Origin of the sequence: Pseudalgibacter alginicilyticus, from assembly GCF_001310225.1 — a bacterium.
GTDB lineage: Bacteria > Bacteroidota > Bacteroidia > Flavobacteriales > Flavobacteriaceae > Pseudalgibacter > Pseudalgibacter alginicilyticus.
The window spans coordinates 1,041,122-1,053,440 of sequence record NZ_CP012898.1 but is presented as its reverse complement, the minus strand read 5'-3'; the positions used below and the strand labels follow the sequence as shown (position 1 = coordinate 1,053,440).

The 12,319-nt window shown below is 32.1% G+C and carries 10 protein-coding genes; 9 read left to right on the top strand and 1 reads right to left on the bottom strand.

Annotation, left to right across the window (positions count from 1 at the left end; genetic code table 11):
• The first annotated feature begins 26 nt into the window (after window positions 1–26).
• The 3 genes from pyrG (at window position 27) to APS56_RS04390 (ending at window position 4,484) form a co-directional block, all read left to right on the top strand.
• Window positions 27–1,667: a CTP synthase gene (pyrG, locus tag APS56_RS04400; protein ID WP_054725133.1), complete on the top strand. Its 1,641-nt coding sequence runs from the start codon at window positions 27–29 to the stop codon at window positions 1,665–1,667.
• A 91-nt stretch (window positions 1,668–1,758) separates the two neighbouring features.
• The gene (gene yidC / locus APS56_RS04395) at window positions 1,759–3,666 is read left to right on the top strand and encodes a membrane protein insertase YidC (protein WP_054725131.1); all 1,908 of its coding nucleotides are present in this window, start codon (window positions 1,759–1,761) and stop codon (window positions 3,664–3,666) included.
• A gap of 122 nt (window positions 3,667–3,788) precedes the next feature.
• On the top strand, window positions 3,789–4,484 hold the full coding sequence (locus APS56_RS04390; protein ID WP_054725129.1) for a toxin-antitoxin system YwqK family antitoxin: 696 nt from the start codon (window positions 3,789–3,791) through the stop codon (window positions 4,482–4,484).
• A gap of 106 nt (window positions 4,485–4,590) precedes the next feature.
• Here the strand turns inward: APS56_RS04390 and APS56_RS04385 are convergent, their stop codons facing one another.
• A complete protein-coding gene (locus APS56_RS04385) occupies window positions 4,591–5,571 on the bottom strand; it encodes a fasciclin domain-containing protein (RefSeq protein WP_054725127.1) in 981 nt (326 codons plus the stop codon).
• 177 nt (window positions 5,572–5,748) lie between these two features.
• Here APS56_RS04385 and mnmA point away from each other — a divergent pair, with 177 nt between their 5' ends.
• From mnmA to APS56_RS04355, 6 genes are all read left to right on the top strand, one after another.
• The gene (gene mnmA / locus APS56_RS04380; RefSeq protein WP_054731155.1) at window positions 5,749–6,936 is read left to right on the top strand and encodes a tRNA 2-thiouridine(34) synthase MnmA; all 1,188 of its coding nucleotides are present in this window, start codon (window positions 5,749–5,751) and stop codon (window positions 6,934–6,936) included.
• Window positions 6,937–6,962: 26 nt separating this feature from the next.
• Window positions 6,963–8,576 carry a S8 family serine peptidase gene (locus tag APS56_RS04375; protein ID WP_054725125.1) on the top strand — a complete coding sequence of 538 codons (1,614 nt, stop codon included), beginning with the start codon at window positions 6,963–6,965 and terminating at the stop codon, window positions 8,574–8,576.
• On the top strand, window positions 8,577–9,518 hold the full coding sequence (locus APS56_RS04370) for an NAD(P)H-dependent flavin oxidoreductase (protein WP_054725123.1): 942 nt from the start codon (window positions 8,577–8,579) through the stop codon (window positions 9,516–9,518).
• Window positions 9,519–9,889: 371 nt separating this feature from the next.
• On the top strand, window positions 9,890–11,269 hold the full coding sequence (locus APS56_RS04365) for an MATE family efflux transporter (protein WP_054725121.1): 1,380 nt from the start codon (window positions 9,890–9,892) through the stop codon (window positions 11,267–11,269).
• Window positions 11,270–11,454: 185 nt separating this feature from the next.
• Window positions 11,455–11,682: a DUF8828 family protein gene (locus tag APS56_RS04360; protein ID WP_054725119.1), complete on the top strand. Its 228-nt coding sequence runs from the start codon at window positions 11,455–11,457 to the stop codon at window positions 11,680–11,682.
• A gap of 48 nt (window positions 11,683–11,730) precedes the next feature.
• A complete protein-coding gene (locus tag APS56_RS04355; protein WP_054725117.1) occupies window positions 11,731–12,300 on the top strand; it encodes a phosphatase PAP2 family protein in 570 nt (189 codons plus the stop codon).
• The last annotated feature ends 19 nt before the right edge of the window (window positions 12,301–12,319 follow it).

Sequence of the window (12,319 nt, the reverse complement as noted above, 5' to 3'; positions counted from 1 at the left end):
AATTTGCCTGCGTTTATAAGCGCAACATGACAACAAAACCAAAATACATATTTGTAACCGGCGGGGTTACATCATCACTCGGAAAAGGAATTATAGCAGCATCTCTTGCAAAACTCTTACAAGCACAAGGCTACCGAGTAACCATTCAAAAATTAGATCCTTATATTAATGTAGATCCAGGAACTTTAAATCCTTATGAACATGGCGAATGCTATGTAACGGAAGATGGTGCCGAAACTGATTTAGATTTAGGACATTATGAGCGTTTTTTAAACGTAAATACCAGTCAAGCAAATAATGTCACTACAGGACGTATTTACCAAAGTGTGATTGAAAAAGAACGTCGTGGTGAGTTTTTAGGAAAAACAGTTCAGGTAGTTCCTCATATTACCAACGAAATAAAAAGAAGAATTCAAATTTTAGGTAATTCTGGTGATTACGATATCATTATTACTGAAATTGGTGGTACAGTGGGTGATATAGAATCCTTACCATACATTGAAGCCGTACGTCAATTACGTTGGGATTTAGGTGATAATAATGGTGTTGTTATTCATTTAACATTGGTTCCTTATTTATCGGCTGCAGGCGAATTAAAAACAAAGCCAACGCAACACAGTGTTAAAACCTTGATGGAGAGTGGAGTGCAAGCTGATATTTTAGTATGTAGAACAGAGCATTATCTACCTAAAGATTTACGTAAAAAATTAGCCTTGTTTTGCAACGTAAGGGAAGAAGCCGTTATTCAATCTATAGATGCATCAACTATTTATGATGTTCCAAATTTAATGCTTAATGAAGGTTTGGATAAAGTGGTGCTTAAAAAATTAGCATTAGAAAGTTCTGTGCCAGATATTACTACTTGGAATACGTTTGTAAAGCGTCATAAAAATCCATCAAATGAAGTTACGGTTGGTTTAATTGGTAAGTATGTAGAGTTACAAGATTCTTATAAATCTATTTTGGAATCTTTTATTCATGCAGGGGCTGAAAATGGCGTAAAAGTAAATATAGAATCCATACATTCAGAATATTTGAATGATGATAATATTAAGTTAAAGCTGGGGCATTTAGATGCTGTTTTAGTGGCTCCAGGCTTTGGTGAACGCGGTATTGAAGGTAAAATAACGGCTGTTAAATTTGTAAGAGAAAATAATATTCCTTTTTTAGGAATTTGTTTAGGAATGCAAATGGCAGTTATAGAATTTGCTCGTAATGTGGTAGGAATTGCTGATGCTAATTCTACTGAAATGAATTCAGTAACAGCCAATCCCGTGATTGATTTAATGGAAGATCAAAAATCGATTACTGATAAGGGAGGTACCATGCGATTGGGAGCTTGGGCTTGTGAGTTAAAAGCAGGCAGTATTGTACATAGCGTCTATAAAGCCAATGTTATAAAAGAGCGTCATAGGCATCGCTATGAATTTAATAGTGCATTTAAAGACGAATTAGAAGCTGCAGGAATGGTGGCTACTGGGTTAAATCCAGATACTAAATTGGTAGAAATTGTTGAGGTTACTAACCATCCTTGGTTTGTAGGCGTTCAATACCATCCAGAATATAAAAGTACGGTAATTAATCCACACCCTTTATTTGTGGCCTTTGTAAAAGCAGCTTTAAATTATAAAAAAAAGAAAAAAAGTGCCAGTGTGTCACAAAAGTAATTTTGGATACATTTTTGACTAAGAGAAACTTTATACACTTAAAAAGGCTTGGCTGTTCATATTAAATAATAATCAAGTCTAAATTAGAAAAATGGAAGAAAAAAAATTAGATTTAAATTCGATATTGGGCTTTGTGCTTATTTTCGGAATTTTAATGTACATGCTTTGGCAAAACCAGCCAACTCCAGAAGAGTTAGAAGCACAGGAAAAAGCAAAACAAGAGCAAATAGCTAAAGAGGAACAAAATAAAACTCAGCAAGAAACGCTTGTAACAACGGCAGAAGACTATTCTGTTAGTAATCTTTCAGATTCACTACAATTAATTCAATTACAGAACAAATTAGGTGCTTTTGCTTATTCTTCAACTTTAGCATCTTCTGATAATAATGCAGAAACCTTGGTTGAAACCGATTTATTTGCTTTAAAATTCAGTAGTAAAGGGGGGTATTTGTCAGAAATAAGATTAAAGAAGTTTGTCGATTTTAAAGATAAACCAATTTATATTGTTAAAGATGGAAATGCGGCTTTCAATATTAATTTTGGAACCACTGATAGTCGTATTTTAAATACACAAGATTTGTTTTTTCAACCTTCGGTTACTAAAAATGGTGATGTTACGGTAGTTACTATGAAGCTTAAAGTTTCAGAAAGTAAATTTTTAGAGTATCGTTATGAGTTGAAAGAAGGCGAATATATGATGGATTTTAATATCCGTTCCCAAGGTTTGAGTGACGTAATTAATGCTTCGCAAGATGTAAATTTAGACTGGAAACTAAAAACTTACAGACATGCTAAAAGTATTTCTTATGAAAATAGGTATACCGAAGTAGTTTTTGAATACGAGGGAGGTAAGGATGATTATTTAGGCCAACAAGAAAATACGGATGATACAGCAGAAGACTTAACCTATGTAGCGTATAAACAACACTTTTTTACATCTATTTTATTAGCTGATACGCCTTTTAAAACAGCAGTATTGGAATCTGAAAACTTAGTTCAAGATGAAGAATTAGATACGGTTTATACTAAAATGTTTGCTGTTAAATTACCAATGGAACTTACAGGAGGTGAAATAAATAAATCCTTGGATTGGTACTATGGGCCGAGCGATTTTAAAATATTAAATAAATACGATAGAAATTTAGATGAAATATTACCACTTGGCTGGGGTATTTTTGGATGGATAAATAAGTATTTATTTATTCCGTTATTTGCCTTTTTAGGGAGTTATATGTCTTATGGAATAGCCATTATTGTAATGACTATTTTAATAAAACTACTAATGTCTTTCGTACAATACAAGCAGTTTTTATCGCAAGCTAAATTAAAGATTCTTAAACCAGAATTGGATGCAATCCGCGAGAAGTATAAAGACAACAAAATGAAAGCGCAACAAGAAACTATGGCTTTGCAAACTAAAGCAGGGGCAAGTCCTTTGGCTGGATGTTTACCAGCATTGGTTCAGTTGCCAGTATTTTATGCCTTGTTTCAGTTTTTTCCATCGGCTTTTGATTTGCGCCAAAAAAGTTTCCTTTGGGTAGATGATTTGTCTTCTTATGATACTATTGCAGAACTTCCATTTCATATTCCATTTTATGGTGATCATGTTAGTTTGTTTCCTATACTTGCTTCTATAGCTATTTTCTTTTATATGCAATTAACTACAGGGCAAAATATGGCTACACAGCCACAACAAGAAGGAATGCCTGATATGGCAAAAATGATGAAGTATATGATGTACTTTTCGCCTATTATGATGTTGTTTTTCTTTAATAATTATGCCTCTGGGTTGAGTTTGTATTACTTTATTTCTAACTTAATTAGTATTGGTATTATATTGGTTATTAAGCATTTTATTCTTGATGAAGATAAAATCCATGCTCAGATTCAGGTTAAGAAAAAAGCTCCCAAAAAACAAAGTCGTTTTCAAAAGAAAATGGCAGAAATGATGGAGCAAGCCGAAAAACAAAAACAAATGCAACAAAAAAAGAAAAAATAATTGCTTTAAATAATAATCAAAAAAGCTGTTGAATAAATTTTAACAGCTTTTTTGTTATAAGAAATCAAGTATATTACCGTTTATGATATATAAATTGATACTATCAAAAAAGTGTTTTTAATATGAAAATAACAGTTCTTCTTTTGTCATTTTTTCTATTTACTAGTATGGTTTTTGCTCAAAATATAAACCAGTTTGATGCTAATGGGCAACGTCATGGTATTTGGAAAAAGAATTTTGAAGGGACTGATGTTTTAAGATATGAAGGAGCGTTTCTGCATGGAAAAGAAATAGGTCTTTTTAAGTTTTATAAAAATATTAATAAAAAAGCAGTTTTATCAGCTACTAAGTTATTTAATAAAGATAATAATATAGCTGAAGTTAAATTTTATTCTTCTTCAGGAAAATTGATAACGGAAGGGGTTATGAACGGAAAAATGTATGTTGGTACTTGGAAATATTACCAGAAAACATCCAATAAACTACTTACATTAGAATATTATAATGATTCTGGAAAATTAGATGGTGAACGTTTTGTGTACTATCCAAATGGAAAAGTAGCAGAAAAACAGCATTATGTAAATGGAAAACTAAATGGTATATCTCAATGGTATTCAGATACGAATGTGGTTATTAAAGAGTTTGTTTATGAAAATGATGTATTGCATGGTTTGTCCAAAGTATACAATGCAAAAGGAGAACTAATAGTTGAAGGAACTTACAAGCAAGGAAAAAAAAATGGTATATGGCAGTATTATGAAAATGGTAGCCTTACTGAAGAAGTCGATTTTACGCCAAAAAGTAAATTAAAAAAATAGATATAAAAAAAGACTGTCGTTTCAGACAGCCTTTCCCTTTATTTGTAAGCAATTTAAACTAACCAAAAATCCCTGATTGCTTACTCATAAACCAACTATAAAATTATTATTGGGGTTGTTGTGGTAATAAAACCTTGTCAATGACGTGTACTACACCATTAGCTGCTTGAATGTCTACTAATGTTGTAACGATGTTACTCATTCTGCCATTGGCATCGGTTAATGTAAATGTTGTAGCATTGGCCGTTATTGTTCCACCCAAAGTGGTTACTGAACCGCTTGTAAGTTGACTTGATTGCACATTAGCATTTACAATATGTTGTAATAAAACAGCATCAACGGTTGCTGCAGGTATGTCTGTAAGTGCATTTACATTTAATTCTGTTAGTAATGCAGAAAAAGCATCATTTGTAGGAGCAAAAACAGTAAAGGGCCCAGATTCGATATCAGAAACGGTATTAATATATTCTACAGACGGGTCATTTCCTGTGTCAGCATATGCCAGAGCTGAAACTAAACTTGATAAGTCTGAATTTGTTGTTGCAAAAGTAGCAATACTTGGTAAGTCAATTACTTTGTCAATAATGTGTACAATACCATTGGAAGTTTGAATGTCAGGTGTTGTAACTGTGGCTTCACCATTAAAAACAACCCCTGATGTACCATTAAAATATATACTGAGTTTTGAAGTATTAGGTCCATCAGCCAATGTGTTAGTATATCCTGTATTTCCTATGAGAGATGAAGAGGTAATGTTTGTACCATCAATAACATGATTTAACAAAATTTGATTTAAAATATCATTTGGTACCTCAGATAAAGAACTGAATCCTTTGTTTGCTAAAAAAGCTGAAAAGGCAGCGTTTGTTGGAGCTAAAATTGTTTTGTCTCCTGAAGAGGTTAAAGCATCTACTAAATTTGCTTTTATTGCTGCTTCCACTAATATGCTTAACTCCGGTACTGATTGTGCCGTTTCAACGATGTTTAATGCTTGTGGGCTGTTGTTGTCATCACTATCACATGATGCTATTAGTATCAATCCTATTAAAAGAATTGCTGTTTTTTTTAAATAATTTAAGTTTTTCATTTTTAATAGTTTTTTATTTTGTTTAACAAATATATAAAAACATTAAACAAAATAACAAGTTTTGTTTAATGTTTTTTAAATAAATCCAAACAAAAAATACCTTTGTAGATTGATATGTTGATTGTTTACATGGTAAAATATGCTAATAATATGTATCTTTGTAGCTTAAATTTAATGATGAAACGAGTAGTTATTGGGCTTTCTGGAGGTGTGGATTCTAGTGTTGCAGCTTATTTATTAAAAGAGCAAGGCTATGAAGTAATAGGCTTATTTATGAAAAATTGGCATGATGATTCTGTAACCATTTCAGATGAGTGCCCTTGGTTAGATGATAGTAACGATGCCATGCTTGTGGCAGATAAATTAGGAATTCCTTTTCAAACGGTTGATTTAAGTGAGCAGTATAAAAAACGTATAGTTGATTATATGTTTCATGAATACGAAATGGGAAGAACTCCAAATCCTGACGTGCTTTGTAATAGAGAAATCAAATTTGATGTTTTTATGAAAATTGCTCTGGATTTAGGAGCAGATTATGTAGCTACCGGTCATTATTGTAGAAAAGGGATTGTTGAAAAAGATGGTAAGACAATCTATCAATTATTATCAGGTATGGATAAAAATAAGGATCAATCTTATTTTTTATGTCAGTTATCGCAAGTACAATTATCAAAATCGTTATTTCCAATTGGAGAGTTAACCAAACCAGAAGTTCGGAAAATTGCCATGGATTTAGATTTAGTAACTGCTAATAAAAAAGATTCTCAAGGACTTTGTTTTATTGGTAAAGTAAAATTGCCCGATTTTTTACAACAACAATTAAAGCCTAAAGAAGGGGTGATAGTAGAAGTTTCTAAAGAAAGTGATTTTTATAATTTTCAAGTTCCTAATTTTGATTCTGTAGAAGAAAAATTATCTTTTTTAACACGAAAAATAAATTACCATATAGAAGATGGTAAAGTTATTGGTAAGCATCAAGGAGCGCATTATTTTACTAAAGGACAGCGTAAAGGTTTAGGCGTTGGAGGTTATGTTGAACCTTTATTTGTTATTGATACAAATGTTAATGATAATGTTATTTATACAGGACAGGGGAAAGATCATCCTGGATTATTTAAAAAAGCATTGTTTGTTAGTAATGAAGAATTGCATTGGGTTCGCGAAGATTTAGCCCTTCAAGTTGATGAAAGCATGACACTTAAAGTTAGAATTCGTTACCGGCAACCATTACAAAACGCTACATTACATAAAGTTGAAACCGGCTTATATGTAGAATTTGAAGAAGTACAATCAGCTATTACAGAGGGGCAATTTGTTGCTTGGTATTTAGATGAAGAGCTTATTGGTTCTGGAGTTATTTCGTAATTCAGTATTTTAAAATCTGTACATCTATGAAAAAAGGATTGCTTTTGATTAGTTTGTTTTATATCCCATTTTGTGTCTTTGCGCAACAGGATGCTTGGATATATTTTTTAGATAAGGAAAATGTATCAGAAGCCATAGCTAATCCTATAACGATTCTTACCCAAAAAGCTATTGATAGAAAACAGGCGCATCAAGTTGTAATTGATGCGAGAGATGTTCCTGTTAATGAAACCTATATTTCTCAAATAAAAATTGTACCTGGCATTACTGTAATGGCAAAGTCGAAATGGTTTAATGCAATACATGTTCGAGGAAGCGAATCCGATATTAAAGAACTTATAAATTTTGGGTTTGTGGCTCAAATTGATTTTGCTGATAAAAGTTTGAATCTAAGTAAGTTTTCTTCTCAACAAAAAAAACAAGAAAAATTAGAAAATACGCTTACCATGTTTAATTATGGAAATGCATTAAACCAAATAGAAATGTTTAAAGGTGATGCTCTGCACCTTGCAGGTTATTCGGGAACAGGTATGACAGTTGCTGTGATTGATGCTGGTTTTCCAAATGTCAACACCATGGCTTCTTTTCAAAAGTTAAGAGATGACGGTAATTTATTGGGCAGCTATGATTTTGTTCATAGAGATTCCAATGTTTTTACGGGAACATCAAGTAATCATGGTACATGGGTTTTAAGTAACATGGCAGGCTATATAGAAAATGAATTTATTGGTACGGCACCCGATGCTTCTTATTATTTGTTCGTAACGGAAGATGCTCTAACTGAAAATCCTGTAGAAGAGAGTTATTGGGTTGAGGCCGTAGAACGAGCGGATAGTTTGGGGGTTAATATAATTAATACATCATTGGGGTACACAACTTATGATAATCCTAATTATAGTTATGATCCTTCAGATATGGATGGAAATACAGCGTATATTACCAAAGGAGCTAATATTGCTTTTGAAAAAGGGATGCTTTTAGTTAATTCGGCGGGTAATTCAGGAAATGATAGCTGGCAAATAGTTGGAGCACCTGCTGATGCCAGAGGTGTTTTAAGTATTGGAGCGGTAGATGCCAATGGGCATTATGCTACTTTTAGTTCAAAAGGAAATGCAGTACAGCCTACCCAAAAACCAGATGTAGTTGCGCAAGGACAAGCGAGTTATGTTATTACGGAAAATGATGTTATTGTATCTGCAAATGGTACGTCTTTTAGTTCGCCAATTTTAGCTGGGGGCATTGTGTGTTTATGGCAAGCTTTACCAGATAAAACCAATGCTGAAATTATGCAATTGGTAAGAGAGTCCGCATCCCAATACAAGTCACCCGATTATTTTTTGGGTTATGGTATTCCAGATTTACAAGCGGCTCTTGTTATGGGAGAAGTTTTGATGGGTAAAAGTGATGAAATTCAACTATTTCCTAACCCAACAACAGGCATGCTTTATTTTAATAGAGCTTCTGATGATGAAAGTATATGGACAATCAGGCTTTTTGATGTTTTAGGAAGAGAAGTTAAAATGGCATTACTTTCCATAGGAAATAATGTGATGGATATATCATCTTTATCAAATGGCATGTACTTAATTAAAATAGATTCTAATAATACTTCAAATACAATCAAGGTTTTAAAAAAATAAATAATGAATAGAATTACAGAACTATTTAAAATAAAATATCCTATTATTCAAGCAGGTATGGTTTGGAATAGTGGTTGGAGGCTGGCATCAGCGTCAAGTAACTCAGGGATATTAGGGCTTATTGGAGCGGGGTCCATGTATCCTGAAGTTTTACGAGAACATATACAGAAATGTAAAAAAGCAACTAACAAGCCGTTTGGGGTTAATGTGCCAATGTTGTATCCAGATATTGAAAAAATAATGGATATTATTGTTGAAGAAGCTGTTAAGATTGTTTTTACTTCCGCAGGAAACCCAAAAACGTGGACTACATGGTTGCAAGAACGAGGTATTACAGTTGTTCATGTTGTAAGCAGTGTCAAATTTGCAAAAAAAGCAGAAGAAGCAGGGGTAAATGCTATTGTAGCTGAAGGTTTTGAAGCAGGTGGTCATAATGGCAGAGATGAAACAACAACGTTTACACTTATTCCAATGGTAAAAGAAAAGACTAAAATTCCATTGATTGCTGCCGGAGGGATTGCTTCTGGTAACGCTATGTTGGCAGCAATGGTTTTAGGAGCTGATGCTGTTCAAGTAGGAAGCAGGTTTGTGGCAAGTAATGAAGCATCTTCGCATGAAGCTTTTAAGAAATTAGTTATAGAAACCAAAGAAGGGGATACGCAATTAACCTTAAAAGAATTAGCACCAGTGCGACTTATTAAAAATAAGTTTTATGATGAGATTCAAGATTTGTATAAAACGGTACCAACAACTGAAAGTTTAAAACAATTATTAGGAAAGGGCCGAGCAAAAAAAGGTATGTTTGAAGGTGACTTAGTTAATGGCGAATTAGAAATTGGTCAAGTTTCAGGATTAATACATGATATAAAACCAGTAGCAGAAATTGTTGAAGATATGATTAGTGAATTTGAAAATGCTAAAAAAAATATGTCAAACTTTTAAGGTTTGTTTAACCAGAAAAGATCAATTTAATTATTAAAATCAATAAATAAACATATCTACTATTTTCAAATGAATTAGGACTTTAAAAAAAAGAGATTTTGACTTTAGAATTCTATAAATTTGTTAAAGTAAAAAGGAGGAAAATATATTTTCCTCCTTTTAATATTGAAACGAATAAACTTTAAATTTTTAAATCCCTATAAAATGAAAGCTTAAATGTTTCTATATATCTGGTAGTATTTGGCGGGCAAATATATAAAATCACTGTCTTTATTTTTTAAAAAAGTTATCTTGACTTATTAACATATGTTAATGTGATTTTTTGTTAGTCAAGGCATTTAAAATCCTTAGATAAAAACTACTTTTGCCAAATGCAATTACAAAATTATACCAAAGAGTTTAAATACAATTGGCAATTGGCATCACCAGTAATGTTGGGGATGTTGGGACATACTTTTGTAAGTTTGGTAGATAATATAATGGTTGGGCAATTAGGAACGGCCGAATTAGCTGCGGTTTCATTAGGAAATAGTTTTGTGTTTATAGCAATGTCTTTAGGGATTGGTTTTTCTACAGCCATAACACCATTGGTTGCTGAGGCGGATGCAGAAGAAGATTTTAAAAAAGGAAAATCTTCTTTTAAACATGGCTTGTTTTTATGTACTGTTTTGGGAATACTGTTGTTTTTATTGCTGCTTTTAGCAAAACCAATCATGTATATGATGAAGCAACCTATTGAAGTTGTAGAATTGGCAATGCCTTACCTTAATTTGGTGGCTATTTCATTAATCCCTTTAATCATTTTTCAAGGATTTAAACAGTTTAGTGATGGGCTTTCACTAACTAAATTCCCCATGTATGCCACGTTATTATCTAACATTATTAATATTGTTTTAAATTATGTATTAATTTTTGGAAAGTTTGGGTTTCCTGAATTAGGAATTGTAGGAGCAGCTTATGGAACTTTAATATCCAGAGGTGTAATGGTTTGGCATATTTGGTTTTTACTTAAAAGAAAAGAAAAATCTAAAGCATATTTAGAGCATATTAAGTTTTTTGTTTTAGATACTTTGATGATAAAACGAATACTAAATTTAGGAGCGCCTAGTGCTATGCAAATGTTTTTTGAAGTTGCTATTTTCACTGCGGCCATTTGGTTAAGTGGATTGTTAGGTAAAAATCCGCAGGCAGCAAATCAAATTGCTTTAAATTTATCATCTATGACTTTTATGGTTGCAACAGGTTTAAGCGTGGCCGCTATGATACGGGTTGGAAATCAAAAAGGATTAAAGAATTATTATGAGTTGCGTCGCATTGCATTTTCCATTTTTTTATTCGGAATTATTTTAGCGTCTATTTTTGCTATTATCTTTTTAATTTTTCATGAATATTTACCCATGTTGTATTTAGATTTAAACGATGCTAAAAATTTTATTGATAATAATGAAGTTGTCAGTATTGCTTCAAACCTATTGGTGGTAGCTGCTATTTTTCAAATAAGTGATAGTATTCAGGTTGTCATGCTTGGAGCCTTAAGAGGTTTGCAAGACGTTAAAATACCAATGTTGTTGGTTTTCTTCTCTTATTGGATGGTAGGCTTTCCCGTTTGTTGGTTTTTAGGTAAAGAAACTGTTTATGGTAGTTTTGGTATTTGGATTGGATTGTTGGCTGGCTTAACTATTGCAGCCATTTTATTATATATTCGATTTAATTTTTTGACAAAAAAACTAATTGGAAAAGGTTTAAAGTAAGTTTGAGTGTTTAGGTTTTTAAAGTTAGAAGCAGCCGTTATAAATAATTATGTTAAATAAACAACCTGGCAGTTTTATTTGAGAAAAGAACTGTTAAGTTTGCAATTAAAATTTTAATTAGTCGTTATTGAATGATTTTTTAATTTTATTTAATTCAAATATTTTAGATACTTAAAACTTATTTTATGCAACTTCCAAAATTTATACTCGGCGATAATTCAGATTATCCAAATGCTATTTTTGTAATTCATACAGAGTTTCCGAGGTTTATTATTAATCTAGAAGATGATGAAGTGGAATGGTTTGAAGATTTTGATGCTGAAGATGAAAAAGAATTGGAGAACGAAACCGAAAATGCTATAAAAGAAGCTACCGAGTTTTATGATAACGAAATAGCTAAATACGACGAATAATAGGCAGATACAGAACAGCAGATATGCTAATACTCAAATTAATAATTTATGATAGAGCAACTTTTAAATTATGATAGTGAATTATTTTTATTTTTAAATGGATTTGGTTCGGAGACTTGGGATGGTTTGTGGTTGGTTATAACCAATAAGTTAACATTTATACCTTTATACAGCTTTTTGTTGTTTTTGCTTTACAAAAAATATGGAGCTAAATCCTTATTAATTTTTATTGTTGTTGTAGCTTTAATGATTACGTTTACAGACCAAATTACCAATGTATTTAAACGGGGCTTTGAAAGACCAAGGCCATGTGGTGCTTTAGAAATCATGGACCAAATGCGATTTATTGCAGTGCGTTGTGGAAAATATGGATTCTTTTCAGGACATGCTTCAAATACCATGGCAACAGCTATTTTTACAGGATTATTGCTAAAACCATATTATAAAAATCTAATTTTTATATTAGTATTTTGGAGCGTTTTAGTTGCATATAGCAGAATTTATGTTGGAGTTCATTATCCATTGGACATTATTTGCGGGATGACCTTTGGAGCAATGTCAGGTTTTTTATTTTATAAACTTACAAAGTCTCTTTTAAAGCGTTTTGTTACTTCTTAAAAAGAGGATTTGTTTCAAA

Coding starts and splice junctions, on each gene's coding strand:
- mnmA (WP_054731155.1), top strand. CDS start 5,749: ATGAAACGAGTAGTTATTGGGCTTTCTGGAGGTGTGGATTCTAGTGTT.
- APS56_RS04365 (WP_054725121.1), top strand. CDS start 9,890: ATGCAATTACAAAATTATACCAAAGAGTTTAAATACAATTGGCAATTG.
- yidC (WP_054725131.1), top strand. CDS start 1,759: ATGGAAGAAAAAAAATTAGATTTAAATTCGATATTGGGCTTTGTGCTT.
- APS56_RS04385 (WP_054725127.1), bottom strand. CDS start 5,571: ATGAAAAACTTAAATTATTTAAAAAAAACAGCAATTCTTTTAATAGGA.
- APS56_RS04355 (WP_054725117.1), top strand. CDS start 11,731: ATGATAGAGCAACTTTTAAATTATGATAGTGAATTATTTTTATTTTTA.
- APS56_RS04390 (WP_054725129.1), top strand. CDS start 3,789: ATGAAAATAACAGTTCTTCTTTTGTCATTTTTTCTATTTACTAGTATG.
- APS56_RS04375 (WP_054725125.1), top strand. CDS start 6,963: ATGAAAAAAGGATTGCTTTTGATTAGTTTGTTTTATATCCCATTTTGT.
- pyrG (WP_054725133.1), top strand. CDS start 27: ATGACAACAAAACCAAAATACATATTTGTAACCGGCGGGGTTACATCA.
- APS56_RS04360 (WP_054725119.1), top strand. CDS start 11,455: ATGCAACTTCCAAAATTTATACTCGGCGATAATTCAGATTATCCAAAT.